This window comes from Amycolatopsis balhimycina FH 1894 (assembly GCF_000384295.1).
GTDB classification, from domain to species: domain Bacteria; phylum Actinomycetota; class Actinomycetes; order Mycobacteriales; family Pseudonocardiaceae; genus Amycolatopsis; species Amycolatopsis balhimycina.
This window is the reverse complement of record NZ_KB913037.1, coordinates 8,677,696-8,692,576: the sequence shown is the minus strand read 5'-3', so window position 1 is coordinate 8,692,576 and position 14,881 is coordinate 8,677,696. Positions and strand designations below refer to the sequence as shown.

The 14,881-nt window shown below is 71.1% G+C and carries 17 protein-coding genes; 11 read left to right on the top strand and 6 right to left on the bottom strand.

Going from position 1 to position 14,881, the window contains the following annotated elements; translation table 11 throughout:
- Position 1: 1 nt before the first annotated feature.
- Positions 2 to 1,000 carry a TIGR03842 family LLM class F420-dependent oxidoreductase gene (locus A3CE_RS0139960; protein WP_020645716.1) on the top strand — a complete coding sequence of 333 codons (999 nt, stop codon included), beginning with the start codon at positions 2 to 4 and terminating at the stop codon, positions 998 to 1,000.
- Between the two features lie 72 nt (positions 1,001 to 1,072).
- On the top strand, positions 1,073 to 2,506 hold the full coding sequence (locus A3CE_RS0139955; protein WP_026469317.1) for an alpha/beta hydrolase: 1,434 nt from the start codon (positions 1,073 to 1,075) through the stop codon (positions 2,504 to 2,506).
- A 96-nt stretch (positions 2,507 to 2,602) separates the two neighbouring features.
- On the opposite strand, the gene A3CE_RS0139950 is transcribed toward A3CE_RS0139955, so the two are convergent.
- From A3CE_RS0139950 to A3CE_RS0139935, 4 genes are all read right to left on the bottom strand, one after another.
- Complete coding sequence (locus A3CE_RS0139950) at positions 2,603 to 3,832, bottom strand: serine hydrolase domain-containing protein (protein ID WP_020645714.1); 1,230 nt, start codon at positions 3,830 to 3,832, stop codon at positions 2,603 to 2,605.
- A gap of 9 nt (positions 3,833 to 3,841) precedes the next feature.
- Positions 3,842 to 4,654, bottom strand: a complete 813-nt coding sequence (locus A3CE_RS0139945) for a siderophore-interacting protein (protein ID WP_026469316.1) — start codon at positions 4,652 to 4,654, stop codon at positions 3,842 to 3,844.
- 62 nt (positions 4,655 to 4,716) lie between these two features.
- Positions 4,717 to 5,052: a hypothetical protein gene (locus A3CE_RS0139940; protein WP_020645712.1), complete on the bottom strand. Its 336-nt coding sequence runs from the start codon at positions 5,050 to 5,052 to the stop codon at positions 4,717 to 4,719.
- A complete protein-coding gene (locus A3CE_RS0139935) occupies positions 5,049 to 5,459 on the bottom strand; it encodes an SgcJ/EcaC family oxidoreductase (RefSeq protein WP_020645711.1) in 411 nt (136 codons plus the stop codon). The genes A3CE_RS0139940 and A3CE_RS0139935 overlap by 4 nt, the downstream gene beginning before the upstream one ends.
- A 169-nt stretch (positions 5,460 to 5,628) precedes the next feature.
- Between A3CE_RS0139935 and A3CE_RS0139930 the strand changes: the two genes are divergently transcribed.
- Positions 5,629 to 6,243, top strand: a complete 615-nt coding sequence (locus A3CE_RS0139930) for a TetR/AcrR family transcriptional regulator (protein WP_026469315.1) — start codon at positions 5,629 to 5,631, stop codon at positions 6,241 to 6,243.
- A gap of 71 nt (positions 6,244 to 6,314) precedes the next feature.
- Positions 6,315 to 6,704 (top strand): RidA family protein, encoded by a 390-nt coding sequence (locus A3CE_RS0139925; protein ID WP_020645709.1) that lies wholly within the window; start codon positions 6,315 to 6,317, stop codon positions 6,702 to 6,704.
- A gap of 6 nt (positions 6,705 to 6,710) precedes the next feature.
- Here A3CE_RS0139925 and A3CE_RS0139920 read toward each other — a convergent pair whose 3' ends face one another.
- Both A3CE_RS0139920 and hemW read right to left on the bottom strand, forming a co-directional pair.
- Complete coding sequence (locus A3CE_RS0139920; protein ID WP_020645708.1) at positions 6,711 to 7,631, bottom strand: NADP-dependent oxidoreductase; 921 nt, start codon at positions 7,629 to 7,631, stop codon at positions 6,711 to 6,713.
- A gap of 69 nt (positions 7,632 to 7,700) precedes the next feature.
- Complete coding sequence (hemW, locus tag A3CE_RS0139915; protein WP_020645707.1) at positions 7,701 to 8,918, bottom strand: radical SAM family heme chaperone HemW; 1,218 nt, start codon at positions 8,916 to 8,918, stop codon at positions 7,701 to 7,703.
- A gap of 195 nt (positions 8,919 to 9,113) precedes the next feature.
- Between hemW and A3CE_RS59985 the strand changes: the two genes are divergently transcribed.
- From A3CE_RS59985 to A3CE_RS0139885, 7 genes are all read left to right on the top strand, one after another.
- The gene (locus A3CE_RS59985; RefSeq protein WP_020645706.1) at positions 9,114 to 9,248 is read left to right on the top strand and encodes a putative leader peptide; all 135 of its coding nucleotides are present in this window, start codon (positions 9,114 to 9,116) and stop codon (positions 9,246 to 9,248) included.
- A 107-nt stretch (positions 9,249 to 9,355) separates the two neighbouring features.
- Complete coding sequence (locus A3CE_RS0139905) at positions 9,356 to 11,044, top strand: nitrite/sulfite reductase (protein WP_020645705.1); 1,689 nt, start codon at positions 9,356 to 9,358, stop codon at positions 11,042 to 11,044.
- Positions 11,041 to 11,196, top strand: a complete 156-nt coding sequence (locus A3CE_RS58930; protein ID WP_043791336.1) for a hypothetical protein — start codon at positions 11,041 to 11,043, stop codon at positions 11,194 to 11,196. Before A3CE_RS0139905 ends, A3CE_RS58930 begins: the two co-directional genes overlap by 4 nt.
- Positions 11,193 to 11,888: a phosphoadenylyl-sulfate reductase gene (locus tag A3CE_RS0139900; RefSeq protein WP_020645704.1), complete on the top strand. Its 696-nt coding sequence runs from the start codon at positions 11,193 to 11,195 to the stop codon at positions 11,886 to 11,888. Before A3CE_RS58930 ends, A3CE_RS0139900 begins: the two co-directional genes overlap by 4 nt.
- A gap of 11 nt (positions 11,889 to 11,899) precedes the next feature.
- The gene (cysD, locus tag A3CE_RS0139895; protein WP_026469314.1) at positions 11,900 to 12,820 is read left to right on the top strand and encodes a sulfate adenylyltransferase subunit CysD; all 921 of its coding nucleotides are present in this window, start codon (positions 11,900 to 11,902) and stop codon (positions 12,818 to 12,820) included.
- The gene (locus A3CE_RS0139890) at positions 12,820 to 14,082 is read left to right on the top strand and encodes a sulfate adenylyltransferase subunit 1 (RefSeq protein ID WP_020645702.1); all 1,263 of its coding nucleotides are present in this window, start codon (positions 12,820 to 12,822) and stop codon (positions 14,080 to 14,082) included. The genes cysD and A3CE_RS0139890 overlap by 1 nt, the downstream gene beginning before the upstream one ends.
- Positions 14,079 to 14,822, top strand: a complete 744-nt coding sequence (locus tag A3CE_RS0139885) for a sirohydrochlorin chelatase (protein ID WP_026469313.1) — start codon at positions 14,079 to 14,081, stop codon at positions 14,820 to 14,822. The genes A3CE_RS0139890 and A3CE_RS0139885 overlap by 4 nt, the downstream gene beginning before the upstream one ends.
- Positions 14,823 to 14,881 lie beyond the last annotated feature (59 nt).

Genomic DNA, 14,881 nt, shown 5'->3' with positions numbered 1-14,881 from the left:
CATGGATTTCGGGATCGTGCTGCAGACGGACCCGCCCGCGCGGGACGTCGTGCGGCTCATGAAGGACGCCGAGGACGCCGGGTTCCGCTACGGCTGGACGTTCGACTCCTGCGTGCTGTGGCAGGAACCGTTCGTCATCTACTCGGCGATCCTCGCGGCGACGTCGTCGATGGTCGTCGGGCCGATGGTGACCAGTCCCGGCACGCGGGACTGGTCGGTGATGGCGTCGACGTTCGCCACGCTCAACGACATGTACGGCAACCGCACGGTGTGCGGCATCGGCCGCGGCGACTCGGCGCACCGGGTGGTCGGCAAGCCGCCGTCCACGTTGGCCACCGTCCGCGACTGCATGCGCGTGGTCAAGGACCTGGCCGAGGGCCGCCCGGTGACCATGAACGAGAAGACCGTGCAGATCCCGTGGATCTCGAACGGGCAGCTCGAAATGTGGATGGCCGGGTACGGGCCGAAGGCGCTGCAGACGGTCGGCGAGCACGCGGACGGCTTCATCCTGCAGTGCGCGGACCCGGCGATCGCCCGCTGGACGATCGGCGCGGTCCGCGACGCGGCCCGCGCGGCGGGAAGGGACCCGGGCGGCATCACGATCTGCGTCGCGGCCCCGGCGTACGTCGGCGACGACCTGGCGCACCAGCGCGAACAGCTGCGCTGGTTCGGCGGGATGGTCGGCAACCACGTCGCGGACCTGGTGGCGCGGTACGGCTCGTCGGGGGCGGTACCGCGGGAGCTGACGGACTACATCCGCGAGCGCGAGGGCTACGACTACAGCCACCACGGCAAGGCGGGCAACCCGTCGACGGAGTTCGTCCCGGACGAGATCGTCGACCGGTTCTGCCTGCTGGGCCCGGCTTCTTCCCATGTCGAACGGCTGCAGGAGCTGGCGGAACTGGGCGTGGACCAGTTCTCGCTGTACCTGATGCACGACGACCGCGAAGCGACCCTCGCTTCTTACGGCGCCCAGATCATCCCAAAACTCACCACGTAGGGGCCGCCCTACCCCGGTTCCGGGGGCGCGCACCAGCGCGCCCCCGGTCCTGGTGACGGGACGATCGGGAGCATGAATCCTCGGAAACTCCGTGCTGCGCTGGCTCTGGGGGCCGCCGCGAGCGTGGTCGCCTTGAGCGCGCCCGCGGCCGCGGCGAGCCCCGCCGGAATCGTCTGGGAAGACTCGTGCCAGGCCGGCTACCAGTGCGGCCACCTCGACGTCCCACTGTCCTATCAGGACCTTTCGGCCGGGTCGGCGCGCATCGCCGTCGCCCGCCTGCCCGCCACCGACCAGGCCCACAAGCTGGGCACCATCTTCTACAACCCGGGCGGCCCGGGCTCGTCCGGACTGTTCGCCCCCGCGTTGACGCCCGCCTTGCACGCCCGCTTCGACATCGTCGGGATCGACCCGCGCGGCGTCGGCGCCAGCTCGAAGATCCACTGCTTCACCGACCCGTCGCAGCTGGAAGTGCTGCAACGGGCACTCGGCACGTTCCCGCTGACGCGCGAGGCCGAGCGGCAGCAGATCGCGGACACCCGCGTGGTCACCGACCTCTGCGAGCAGAACGCGGGACCCCTGGCGAACCACCTGTCGACCGGGACGATCGCCCGCGACCTGGACCGGCTGCGGGCGGCGTTCGGCGAGCCGAAGCTGCGGTACTACGGGAAGTCGTACGGCACCTACATCGGTGAAACGTACGCCAACCTGTTCCCCGGCCGGGTCGGCTCGCTGGCCCTCGACGCGGTCGACGACCCGGTGCGCTGGTCGACCGGCCCAGGCCCGATGAGCTACCGCCTGCACGGCTTCGAGGACGCCCCACGGGCCCTCCAATCCTTTTTGGACGCTTGCGGTGCCCACTGCACTTTCGACTACGGCAAGGTCCTGGACCGGCTGGAACGCGGCCCGATCACGGTGACCGACACGGCCGGACAGCAGGTCGTCGTCACCGGCCAAAGCGCGATCGCCCGGATCCACGACTACCTGACCGACGCGCAGGCGGCGCCCCAGCTGGCGGCGTTCCTCCAAGCCCTGGCCGACCCGGCCTCAAGCCGCGTTCCGGCGGTCCAGGGTGGCCCGCCGGACATCGACTCCCTGCTGGGCGGCGGCGCGACGCTGTGCTCGGACGCGGCGAACCCGCGGGACCCCGCGGTCTGGTGGGACTACGCCCGTCGCGCAGACCGCGTCGCCCGCGGCTTCGGACCGTTCGACGTCTACAAGACACTCCCTTGCGCGACCTGGGACGTCACGGACACGGGCCGCTACACCGGACCGTGGAACCGTCCGACGGCGCCGATCCTCCTGCTCGCCAACCGCCAGGGCGACCTGGAGACGCCCTACGCCGGCGCCCAACGGGCGGAACGGTTGCTGGGCAACGCCCGCCTGCTGAGCCTCGACACGTACGGCCACGGTTCCCGCGGCAAGAGCGCCTGTATCGACAAGTCGCTGGACGACTACTTCGTCGCCGGTGCGGTGCCCGCCCCGGACACGCTCTGTGCCCCGGACTGAACATCATGGAGGTACCGCATCGCCGCTTCGGGCACGCGCTGCGCGGTGTCCGAAGCGGCCAGAACGTGATCCGGCGGCGGGGTCCGCTTGCGAAGCTCAGTCCACCAACGCCTGGTAGACCAGCTGCCGCAGCTGCGGCCGCAGCCGGTAGGTGCTCGACGGCAGCAGCTGCGTGTAGAACCCGACCGTCAGGTCCTCGTCCGGATCCACCCAAAACGCCGTCGAAGCCGCGCCGCCCCAGGCGAACTCGCCTGCCGATGACAGCGTCCGGGCCTTCACCGGGTCCTCCAGTACCGAGAAGCCCAAGCCGAAACCGTGGCCGTCGAAGGGCATCTCCGCGAACAACGGCCGTCCGTATGCCTCCAGGTCCACGTGACCGGGCAGGTGGTTGCTCGCCATGAGGGAAACCGTGCGCGGGGACAGCAACCGCACGCCGTCGAGTTCGCCGCCGCGCAGGAGCATCTCCGTGAAGCGGCCGTAGTCCGCCGCCGACGACACCAGGCCGCCGCCGCCCGAAAGACAGTCCGGGCGGGACGTGCCCAGGCGGCCGAACGCGTCGTTCCGCACCGCGCGGCCGGACGCCGGGTCCGGCACGTACAAGGCCGCCAGGCGGGAACCGGACGAGGCCACGAAGCCGGTGTCCGCCATGCCCAACGGCGAGAAGATCCGCGACGAAAAGAACTCGTCCAGCGGAAGGCCGGACACCACTTCGACGACCCGGCCGAGCACATCGGTCGCGATCGAGTAGTTCCACTCCGCGCCGGGGTGGAACAGCAGCGGCAGGGAGGCCCACTGCACGCAGCACGCCGCCAGGTCAAGACCGCGCGGCGTGCCCCAATCGAAGCCGGCCGCCCGGTAGATCGCGTCCACCGGGTGGCCGTGGTGGAAGCCGTAGGTGAGGCCCGCCGTGTGCGTCAGCAGGTGCCACACGCGGATGGGCTCGCGGGCGGGCTCGGTGAACGGCTTGAGCGCCGACCCCTTGACGAACACCCGCGACGACTCGAACTCCGGCAACCACCGCGAAATCGGGTCGTCCAGCTCCAGCAAGCCCTCTTCGGCGAGCATCATCGCGGCGACCGACGTGATCGGCTTGGTCATCGAGAAGATGCGCCACAGCGTGTCCGTCTCGACCGGCAGCCCGGCTTCGACGTCGCGGTGCCCGCCTCGTCCGACGTGCACGGTCCGGCCGTGCCTGCGCACCACCGCGAGCCACCCCGGCAACCGGCCATCCTGGACATACCGATCGAAATGGGCGTCGATCCGCGCGAGCCGGTCCGCGTCGAACCCCGCATCGGCCGGGTCGACGTCCACTTCGAGTTCCGCCATGCGGCGAGGTTACTTCTCCCGCGCCCGCTCGGCGGCCTTCTCCTCGCGCCAGGCTTCGTCGTTCTTCCCGAAGCGCCAGTACCCCGAGATCGACAGCAGCTCGCGCCGCACCCCGCGCTCGTCGAGCAGGTACCGCCGCAGCTCCCGGACGAACCCGGCCTCGCCGTGCACGAACGCCTGCACGACGCCGTCGGGCCACGGCAGCGCGCGCACCGCCGCCGCGACGTCGCCGCCGGAAGCGCGGTGCAGCCAGGTGATCTGCGCGTCCGCCTTCGTGACCAGCGGCTGCTCCTCGTCCGCGTTCTCGACGAGGATCACCGCGTGGACGGGGACGCCGGCCGGGAGCGCTTCGAGCGACGCCGCGATGGCCGGCAGGGCGCTTTCGTCCCCGGCCAGCAGGTGCCAGTCCGCCTCGGCGCCCGGCGCGTACGCGCCGCCGGGACCGGAGAGCAGCAGTTCGTCGCCCGGCTGGGCCGCGGCCGCCCACGGGCCGGCGATGCCCTCGTCGCCGTGGTGGACGAAGTCGATGACGAGCTCGCCGGCCTGCGGGTCGAACGCGCGAACAGTGTAGGAGCGCTGCCGCGGCCAGTGCTCCCGCGGCAGCGTGGCGCGGCATTCCTGGACGTCGAACGGCTCCGGGTACTCGACGCCGGGCACCTTGAACAGCACCTTCACGTAGGCGTCGGTGAACGCGTTGGGCGCGAAGCCGGCGATGCCCTCGCCGCCCGCGACGATCCGGATCATGTGCGGGGTCAGGCGCTCGCTGCGCAGCACCCGCAGCCGCACCGCGGGACGCCCGGACCGCCGGGGTGCTTCAGCCATCACCACTCCAAAGTTCGCTAAGGGTTACCTAACTCACCCTACGCGGGAAAACCGGCGCACGGCTACTGCGGGGTACCCAGTTCCTCGAGCATCCGCGCGAAAGCGACAGCCGTGCGAGCCCGGAATCCGAGGAAGAACCGGTTGACGAGCGGCACACCCCAGCGGCCCCGGGAAGCCACGTTCAGCACCCGGTGTTCGACGCGGGCGCCGGCCGGATCCGGCGTGACGCGGTACTCGGCGCGATACCACCAGCCGCCCTGAACCGCGAGGAACCCCCGCTCGCGGTCGACCTCCATCCGCATCGGGTACGCACCTCCGGCGAGCGTGCGCCGCAGCCGCTCGAACACCTCACCGGGTGGCCGCGCGACGACCCCGGCGGCCTCCGCAAGCGTTTTCACGAGCGCGGATCCGAGACGCGCGTGTTCTGAAACGCGGTGATCAGCCACTCGCCGCCGTCGTGGACGAGCACGAAACTCACGGTCGATTCGCGACCTTCGTCCGCGGTGTCCGCGCCGGTCAGCGACGAGCCGCCACCGGCGACGACCACGGCGACGTCCGGCCGGACGAACCGCACCTTCGCCGCCGCGCCGAGCTGCCCGGTCAGCTTGACGCCCTTGAGCGGGCCTTCGAAGAGCGCGCGATGCGACTCCTCGATCGCTTCGCGGCCCGGAAAGTTCAGCCCGAAGAACGTCACGTAGTCCGCGTCTTCGGTGAAGAGCCGCCCGTACGCGGTGGCGTCGCCGTCGTTCCAGGCCTGGGTGAGCCGCTCGAGCACGGCACGGACATCGGCTTCGGCAGTGGTCATGAGATCCCCTTCGAACGCTGTTCGTCGAACGAACACCGTTCTACATACGAACGACGTTCGCGTCAAGTACAGTGTTCGCGTGACCGTTCCCCCGCCGCCGTGGCGCCGTCCCCCGGGCCGCCGCGCCGCGAAACCCGCGCTCTCCCAGGAGCTCGTCGTGAAGACGGCATTGGACGTCCTGGCGAAGGAGGGCTTCGACGCGGTCACCATGCGGCGGATCGCGCAGGAGCTCGAGACGGGGCCCGCGTCGCTGTACGCGCACGTCTCCAACAAGGACGAACTGGCGGAGCTCATGCTCGACGCGGTGCTCGCCGGCGTGCCGCTGCCGGAGCCCGATCCGGCGCGCTGGGACGAGCAGGTCAAGGACCTCGTCCACGCCCAGATCCGGGTGATGGTCGCCCACCCCGGGATCGCGCGCGTGGCGTGGGACATCGCCGTGCCGGTCACGCCCAGTTCGCTGCGCTTGGGCGAGGCGATGCTCGCCCTGCTGCGGGCCGGCGGCCTCGAACTCAAGCAGGCGACCTTCGCGGGCGACGCGCTGGGCCTCTACGCGAAGGCATACGCGTACGAAGCGAGCGGCTGGACCTGGGGCGAGATCGACGCGGCCGAAGTCAGCGAACGCGGCCGGCAGATGGTGGACTACATGCGCTCACTGCCCGCCGAAGCGTTCCCGAACATGCTGCGGATCGGCGAGTTCTTCTCGGCCGAGACGGCGGCCGAACGCCTCGGCTTCGCCCTCGACACGTTCCTCGCCGGGCTCAAGGCCATGGCGGCGAAGAAGTAGCCGGTTGCGTTCGTTCGCGGGCACCCACTATGACTGGCGTCACGCACCCACGTCGGCAGAGAGGGCTACCGATGGCCGTCCGGCACATCAACCCCGAGGGACTCCACCGCAGCCCGGCCTTCAGCCAGGCCGTCGTGGTCGAACAGCCCGCGAAGACGATCTACATCGGCGGCCAGAACGGCGTCGACGCGGACGGCAAGCTCGTCGGCCCCACGGTCGGGGAGCAGGCCCTGCAGGCGTTCCGCAACCTCGCGACCATCCTGGAAAGCGAGGGCGCGACCCTGGCGAACATCGTGCACTGGCGCATCGCCGTGGTGGACGGCCACACCTTCGACGAAGGAGTGGCCGCCTTCCAGCAGGTCTGGAACCGCGCCGACCCGCCACCGGCGATCACGGTCCACGTCGTCGCCGGCCTGGCGCCGGGGTTCCTCGTCGAGATCGACGCCGTCGCCGTCGTCTGACCGGGACTAGGGGCGCAGGACGATCTTGCCGCGTGTGTGCCGTTTCTCCAGCTCGCGGTAGGCGTCACGCACTTCGTCCAACGCGTACACGCGCGCGACCGGCACCTCCAGCAATCCCTTGTCCACCAGCAGGCTCAGCTCGCGCAGCACCTCGGCCGACGCCGCGGCCGCGTTGCCTTCGGTCTTGACGTTGTACTTCGCGGCCGCGGCACGGTCGATGACCGTGTCGATCCGTCCGGGGTGGATGCCCAGGTGCAGGGCCAGTTCCACGTATCCGGAGCCGAAGGTGTCGACGAACGCGTGCACGCCGTCCGGCGCGGCTTCCCTGATCCGCTCGAGGACGCCGTCCCCGTAGGCCACCGGGATCACGTCGAGTTCGCGCAGCCACGCGTGGTTGGCTTCGCCGGCCAGGCCGATCACAGTGGCGCCGGCCAGCTTCGCGAGCTGCACGGCCAGTGAACCCACGCCACCGGCGGCGCCCGAGACGACGACGGTCTCCCCATCCCGCGGGCTCACCGCGCGCACCGCGGCGTACGCGGTGGTCCCGGCGACGAAGAGCGAACCGGCGACCTCCCACGGCACGCCGTCCGGGCGGGGCGTCAGGTTCTCCGCCTCCGCGACGACGAATTCGGCGTGGCTCGAGCGCGTGTTGACGAAGCCGATCACTTCGTCGCCGACGGCGATCTCCTCGACGCCCGCACCGAGCTCGGTGACCACGCCGGCGAAGTCGCTTCCCTGGCCGGACGGGAACGTCGCCGGGAAGCGCTCGTGCAGGAACCCCCGGCGGATGGCCGCCTCACCCGGGTTGATCCCGGCCGCACGGACCTCGACGAGCACCTGTCCCCGTCCCGGAGCCGGCTTCGGCACGTCCTCGACCCGCAGAACCTCCACGTCGCCGTACTCGTCGAACCTGATCGCGCGCGCCATGGGGCCTCCTCGAAAGTCGTTGCTGAATACAAGCAACGACCGGCCGCGGCGGTTTCATTCCCGGACGGCTCAGCCGGCGAGCCGGCGGACCACGCCGTCGGCGAGCAGCCGCCCGCGGTCGGTGAGCACCGCGCGGCCCCGGGAGTCCAAAGCGGACGGATCGAGCAGGCCTTCGGCCGCGGCCGCGCGAGCCTCGGCGAGTCCCGGCCCGTCGAGGACGTCGAGCGGAAGCCCCTCGGCGACGCGGAGTTCGAGCATGATCCGTTCCAGGTGCTGGTCGTCGTCGCTGAGCACCTCGCGCCCGCCCGCGGGCGAGGCGCCCTCGGCGAGCAAGGCGGCGTAGCGCGCCGGGTGCTTGACGTTCCACCAGCGCACCCCGCCGACGTGGCTGTGCGCGCCCGGACCGGCGCCCCACCAGTCGTCGCCCCGCCAGTAGCCGAGGTTGTGGTGGCAGCGAGCCTCGTCGGACGCCGCCCAGTTCGACACCTCGTACCAGCGCAGTCCCGCCGCCGACAGCGTGGCGTCGATCATCTCGTAGTCCGCGGCCAGCACGTCGTCGTCCGGCGCGGGCAGCTCGCCCCGGCGCACGCGGCGGGCCAGCGCCGTGCCCTCCTCGACGATCAGCGCGTACGCCGAGACGTGGTCGGCTCCCGCGGCCAGCACGGCGTCGAGCGTCGCCCGCAGGTCGTCGGCGCGCTCCCCCGGCGTGCCGTAGATCACGTCGAGGTTCACGTGCTCGAAGCCGGCGGCGCGGGCTTCGGCGGCGGCCTTCCCGGGACGGCCCGGGGTGTGCACGCGGTCGAGGATCTTCAGCACGTGCGGCGCGGCCGACTGCATGCCCAGCGAGACGCGCGTGTAGCCGGCTTCGCGGATCCCGGCGAAGAACTCCGGCGACGTCGACTCCGGGTTCGACTCCGTCGTCACCTCGGCGCCCGGGGCGAGCCCGAAGACGTCGCGGACGGCGTCGAGCACCGAGCGGAGGCCGTCAGCGCCGAGCAGCGACGGCGTGCCGCCGCCGACGAACACGGTGTCGGCGGCCGGTGGCACGACCAGCACACGGGCCGCGAGCTCCAGTTCCCGCCGCAGTCCTTCCAGCCAGGACTGCGGCGACGAACCGGAGTCGAGCTCACCCGCGGTGTAGGTGTTGAAGTCGCAGTAGCCGCAGCGCGTCGCGCAGAACGGGACGTGCACGTAGACCCCGAACGCTCTGCTCCCGAGCCTCTTCAGCGCGCTTTCCGGCAAGGCGGGGTCGATCGGGGTGGCGGGGTCGGGACGCAGCTCGGGCACCCTGCGATTGTCCACCCCGCCACGCTCGGTCGCGCCGAGAGGCCGATCGGGTGAACACCTGTCACGATGCCGGCGCTGACCGCCTCCGCCCGTCACTGCGTTCGTAGCACTCCGACCATAGTGATCTGAGTCGCGCAAGAGGACGCAGGAGGGCGATTGACACGGTTTTCCCAGGTGAGTGACCCTCCTCCCACCATGCGGGCAGTCCTGGACCACATTGTGGACGCGTGGCACGCTGAGGTCGTGACTCATGCCGGTGTTCTCCTCGTGGCCCGCCGCCACGTCGACCTCCTGCGGGTCGCCAGCGCCCTCTGCGTACCCGTTCGCTGAACTGCCGTCGCCACCACCTGCCACGAAATCTGGACAGCCGGCGCCGGAGGAACCCCGCGAGCCGGCGGGCCTCCGCCGCCACGAAAAGCCTCTCGGAGGACGCCGCCATGGCCACGCCCCAGACCCCAGCCCGCCCCGCGCGCGCCAAGCAGAAGCGCGGCGAAGGGCAGTGGGCGCTCGGTTACCGGGAGCCGCTGAACCCGAACGAGCGGTCCAAGAAGGACGACCACCCGCTCAACGTGCGGGCGCGCATCGAGAACATCTACGCCCACCGAGGGTTCGACGCGATCGACCCGGGTGACCTGCGCGGCCGGTTCCGCTGGTTCGGCCTCTACACCCAGCGCAAGCCGGGGATCGACGGCGGCCGCACCGCGACGCTGGAGCCCGAGGAGCTCGACGACCGCTACTTCATGCTGCGAGTCCGGATCGACGGCGGCGCGCTGACCACCGCGCAGCTCACCGTGCTCGGCGAGATCTCGCAGGCGTACGCGCGCGACACCGCCGACATCACCGACCGGCAGAACATCCAGTACCACTGGATCCGGATCGAGGACGTCCCGGCGATCTGGGCCAAGCTCGAGAACGCCGGCATGACGACGATGGAGGCCTGCGGCGACAGCCCGCGTGTGATCCTCGGCTCGCCGGTCGCGGGCATCGCCGCGGCCGAGGTGATCGACGGCACCCCGGCGATCGACGAGATCAAGCGGCGCTACATCGGCAAGCCGGAGTTCGCCAACCTGCCGCGCAAGTTCAAGACCGCGATCTCCGGCCAGCCCGACGTCGCGCACGAGATCCACGACATCGCCTTCGTCGGCGTCGACCACCCGGAGCACGGGCCCGGCTTCGACGTCTGGGTCGGCGGCGGCCTCTCGACCAACCCGATGCTCGGGAAGCGCCTCGGCGCCTGGGTGCCCCTCGACGAGGTCCCGGACGTCTGGGAAGGCGTCATTTCGATCTTCCGCGACTACGGCTACCGGCGGCTGCGCTCGCGGGCCCGGATCAAGTTCCTGGTCAAGGACTGGGGCGCGGAGAAGTTCCGGCAGGTGCTGCAGGACGAGTACCTCAAGCGCGAGCTGATCGACGGCCCGCCGCCGGTCGACCCGGCCGTCCCGATCGACCACGTCGGCGTGCACCCACAGGTCGACGGCAAGTTCTACGTCGGCGCCGCGCCGGTCGCCGGCCGCGTCTCCGGCGGCACGCTCGTCGCCGTGGCCAAGGCCGCCGAGCGGGCGGGCTCGGGCCGCGTCCGGCTCACCCCGCAGCAGAAGCTCGTCGTGCTCGACGTCCCCGAGGCCCAGGTCGCGACGCTCTCGGCGGAGCTGGCCGAGCTGGGGCTGGAGTCGAAGCCGTCGCCGTGGCGGCGCAGCGTGATGGCGTGCACCGGGCTGGAGTTCTGCAAGCTCGCGATCGTCGAGACGAAGGCCCGCGCGCAGCAACTCGTCGCGGACCTCGAGAAGTCCCTCGCGGACATCCAGGACGGCCTCGACACGCCGGTGACCGTGCACCTCAACGGCTGCCCCAACTCCTGCGCGCGGATCCAGACCGCCGACATCGGCCTCAAGGGCCAGATCGTCACCGACTCCGAAGGCAACCAGGTCGAAGGCTTCCAGGTGCACCTCGGCGGCGGGCTCGGCCTCGACGCCGGGTTCGGCCGGAAGCTGCGCGGCCACAAGGTGACCGCGTCGGAGCTGACCGGGTATGTCGAGCGCGTCGTGCGCAACTACGTGACCGGCCGCGAACCCGGCGAGCGGTTCGCGCAGTGGGCCGCCCGCGCCGAGGAAAGTGCCCTCCAGTGACCTCCGATGAGCGCGCGGCACCGTTCTACTGCCCTTATTGCGGCGACGAGGACCTCAGGCCGGAAGAGAACGGCGGCTGGCTGTGTTCCAGTTGTCGCCGGGTTTTCTCGGTCAAGTTCCTCGGCCTGTCCCTCCCGGAGGTTTCCCGATGACCGCCACCGCCGACTACAAGACCCTCGCCGAGCGCGCGTCGAAGGAGCTCGCCGACGCCACCGCCGACGAAGCGATCCGCTGGACCGTCGAGACGTTCGGCGACGACTTCATCGTCGCGTCCAACATGCAGGACGCCGTGCTGATCGACCTCGCCACCCAGGTGAAGTCCGATGTGGACGTCCTGTTCCTGGAGACCGGTTACCACTTCCCGGAGACGATCGGCACGCGTGACGCCGTGCAGACGGTCTACCCGGGCGTTCGCATCGTGAACGCCCAGGCCGAGCAGAGCGTCGCCGAGCAGGACGCGGAGTACGGCGCGAAGCTGCACGACCGCGACCCGACGCTGTGCTGCAACCTGCGCAAGGTCGTCCCGCTGCGCAAGACCCTCTCGCACTACTCGGCGTGGGTCACCGGCGTCCGCCGGGTCGACGCGCCGACCCGCGCGAACACCCCGATCGTCACCTGGGACGACCGCAACGGCCTGGTGAAGGTCAACCCGATCGCGGCATGGACCGACGACGAGTTCAACGGCTACATCCGCGAGCACGGGATCCTCGAGAACCCGCTGGTCTCGATCGGCTACCTCTCGATCGGCTGCGCGCCCTGCACGGCTCGCGTGGCGCCGGGCCAGGACCCGCGCAGCGGCCGGTGGGCCGGGCAGAGCAAGACCGAGTGCGGACTGCACGGCTGAGGAAGGGACGCATGACGACCTTGGAGCCCGCTACTGATGCGGCACAGGACAATCTCGCGGCTTTGGAGTCCGAGGCCATCCACATCTTCCGGGAGGTGGCGGGCGAGTTCGACCGGCCGGTGATCCTCTTCTCCGGTGGCAAGGACTCGACGCTGCTGCTGCACCTGGCGATCAAGGCGTTCTGGCCGGCGCCGGTGCCGTTCCCGCTGCTGCACGTGGACACCGGGCACAACTTCGACGAGGTGATCGAGTTCCGCGACCGCGTCGTCGAGCGCCACGGCCTGCGCCTGCTCGTCGCGAAGGTCCAGGACTGGATCGACGACGGCCGCCTCGAAGAGCGCGCCGACGGGATGCGCAACCCGCTGCAGACCACGCCGCTGCTGGACACCATCTCGGAGAACAAGTTCGACGCCGTTTTCGGCGGCGGCCGCCGGGACGAGGAACGCGCCCGGGCGAAGGAGCGGATCTTCAGCCTCCGCAACGCCTTCGGCCAGTGGGAGCCGCGTCGGCAACGCCCCGAGCTGTGGAACCTCTACAACGGGCGGCACCGCCCGGGCGAGCAGGTCCGCGTCTTCCCGCTGTCCAACTGGACCGAGGCCGACGTCTGGAACTACATCGCCCGCGAGAAGGTCGAGCTGCCGTCGATCTACTACGCGCACCAGCGCGAGGTGTACCTGCGCGACGGGATGCTGCTGGCCGAGGGACCGTGGGGCGGCCCGCGGCCGGGCGAAGAAGTCCGTGAGCTGACCGTCCGCTACCGGACCGTCGGCGACGGCTCGTGCACCGGCGCGATCGAGTCGACCGCGACCACCGTCGAAGACGTCATCGCCGAGGTGTCGGCGTCGCGGCTGACCGAACGCGGCGCCACCCGCGCCGACGACCGGATGTCCGAGGCGGCCATGGAAGACCGCAAGCGTGAGGGGTACTTCTGATGAGTTCGCTGCTTCGCCTGGCCACCGCCGGGAGCGTCGACGACGGCAAGTCCACCCTCGTCGGGCGGCTGTTGTACGACACGAAGTCGGTGCTCGCCGACCAGCTCGACGCCGTCACCCGCGCGTCCGTCGACAAGGGACTGTCCACTCCGGACCTTTCGCTGCTCGTCGACGGCCTGCGCTCGGAGCGCGAGCAGGGCATCACCATCGACGTCGCGTATCGGTACTTCGCCACGCCGAGGCGGTCGTTCGTGCTGGCCGACACGCCGGGGCACGTGCAGTACACGCGCAACACCGTGACGGGCGCGTCCACCGCGCAGCTGGCCGTGCTGCTGGTCGACGCGCGCAAGGGCGTGATCGAGCAGACCCGGCGGCACGCGGCCGTGCTGGCCCTGCTCGGCGTGCCGCAGCTGGTGCTGGCGGTGAACAAGATCGACCTGGTCGACTACGACGAGGCGACGTTCACGGTGATCGCGAAGGAGTTCGCTACCCACGCCGAGACACTGGGCTACCCGCGGGGCTCGGTGCTCGCGATCCCGGTTTCGGCGCTGGAGGGCGACAACGTCGCGTCGCGCTCGGAGCGGACGCCGTGGTACAGCGGGCCCAGCCTGCTGGAGCACCTGGAGGAGGTGCCGGTCGCGCCCGACCCGCACGACTCGGCGCTGCGGTTCCCGGTGCAGTACGTGATCCGCCCGCGCACGCCCGAGTACCCGGACTACCGCGGCTACGCGGGTCAGATCGCCGCCGGCACGGTCCGGCCGGGCGACGAGATCGTGGTGCTGCCGCAGGGCATCCGCAGCCGCGTCGAGCGGATCGACACCGCGGACGGGCCACTCGAGGAGGCCGGCTCGGGGACTTCCGTGACGCTGCTGCTCACCGACGACATCGACATCTCCCGCGGCGACCTGATCGCGGCCGCCGACTCGCCCCCGCGGATCACCGACGAGATCACCGGCACGCTGTGCTGGCTGTCGTCCAAGCCGCTGAAGCCGGGCGCGCGCGTGCTCGTCAAGCACGGCACCCGCACGGTCCAGGCGCTGGTGGACGAGCTGCACGCCCGGTTCGACGAGCAGACACTGTCCAGTGTGGACTCACCGGCGTCGCTGGAGCTCAACGACATCGGCCTTGTCTCCCTGCGGCTGGCCGAGGAACTGGGCGTCGACGACTACGGCGTCAGCCCGCGCACCGGCGCGTTCCTGGTGATCGACCCGAAGGACGGCGACACCCTGGCCGCGGGCCTGGTGGGTGAGCGCTTCTCGTGACGCCTCCCCTGGTGGCCGTCGCGCACGGCAGCCGTGACCCCCGCTCGGCGGCGACCGTGCGGGCACTCGTCGACGTCGTGCGCGCGCAGGCACCGGGCATCTCGGTCTATGAGTCCTTTTTGGACCTTTCGGCGCCACTCGTCACGGACGTGCTGCGGTCGTTGCACGCGGCCGGGCACCGGACGGCGGTCGTGGTACCCCTGCTGCTGGGCAGCGCCTTCCACGCCCGGGTCGACCTGCCCGCGCTGATCGACGAGGTCGTCGCGGCGTGCCCGGGGTTCCGCGTCCAGGTGTCGGACGTGCTGGGTGCCGACCCGGCACTGGAAGCGGTCGCCCTCGACCGGCTGGCCGCCGCGCCCCGCCGCCGTGGCACGGGCGTGCTCGTCGGCGCGGTCGGCTCGTCGAACGCCTCCGCGAACGCGGTCGTCGCTTCACTGGCGGCGCGGTGGGAAGAGCGGCTCGGGCTGCCGGTGAGCGAAGCATTCGCCAGCGCCACCCAGCCGGACATCCCCGCGGCCGCCGAAAAGCTGCGGTCCCGCGGGGTCCGTCACCTCGTGGTGGCGTCGTGGTTCCTCGCGCCGGGCCTGCTCCCCGACCGGATCGCGCGGCTGGCCCGTGAAGCCGACCCGGGCGCGTTCATCGCCGCACCACTGGCGGACGACCCGCGCGTCGCGGACGTCGTCGTCGCCCGGTACGCCACCGCGGTCACCGGACTGCTGCGCACCGGGCAGCACGTCTAGTGCCGCGCGTCGCAAGTTGTTCGACGCTCGGGCCGCTGGAGTCAGGGCGCTCGCCAGCC

What these genes read in the sequence shown, in the direction of transcription:
- A3CE_RS0139960 (WP_020645716.1), top strand. Translation starts at nt 2, where the DNA reads ATGGATTTCGGGATCGTGCTGCAGACGGACCCGCCCGCGCGGGACGTC.
- A3CE_RS0139955 (WP_026469317.1), top strand. Translation starts at nt 1,073, where the DNA reads ATGAATCCTCGGAAACTCCGTGCTGCGCTGGCTCTGGGGGCCGCCGCG.
- A3CE_RS0139950 (WP_020645714.1), bottom strand. Translation starts at nt 3,832, where the DNA reads ATGGCGGAACTCGAAGTGGACGTCGACCCGGCCGATGCGGGGTTCGAC.
- A3CE_RS0139945 (WP_026469316.1), bottom strand. Translation starts at nt 4,654, where the DNA reads ATGGCTGAAGCACCCCGGCGGTCCGGGCGTCCCGCGGTGCGGCTGCGG.
- A3CE_RS0139935 (WP_020645711.1), bottom strand. Translation starts at nt 5,459, where the DNA reads ATGACCACTGCCGAAGCCGATGTCCGTGCCGTGCTCGAGCGGCTCACC.
- A3CE_RS0139925 (WP_020645709.1), top strand. Translation starts at nt 6,315, where the DNA reads ATGGCCGTCCGGCACATCAACCCCGAGGGACTCCACCGCAGCCCGGCC.
- A3CE_RS0139920 (WP_020645708.1), bottom strand. Translation starts at nt 7,631, where the DNA reads ATGGCGCGCGCGATCAGGTTCGACGAGTACGGCGACGTGGAGGTTCTG.
- A3CE_RS59985 (WP_020645706.1), top strand. Translation starts at nt 9,114, where the DNA reads ATGCGGGCAGTCCTGGACCACATTGTGGACGCGTGGCACGCTGAGGTC.
- A3CE_RS0139905 (WP_020645705.1), top strand. Translation starts at nt 9,356, where the DNA reads ATGGCCACGCCCCAGACCCCAGCCCGCCCCGCGCGCGCCAAGCAGAAG.
- A3CE_RS0139900 (WP_020645704.1), top strand. Translation starts at nt 11,193, where the DNA reads ATGACCGCCACCGCCGACTACAAGACCCTCGCCGAGCGCGCGTCGAAG.
- cysD (WP_026469314.1), top strand. Translation starts at nt 11,900, where the DNA reads ATGACGACCTTGGAGCCCGCTACTGATGCGGCACAGGACAATCTCGCG.
- A3CE_RS0139890 (WP_020645702.1), top strand. Translation starts at nt 12,820, where the DNA reads ATGAGTTCGCTGCTTCGCCTGGCCACCGCCGGGAGCGTCGACGACGGC.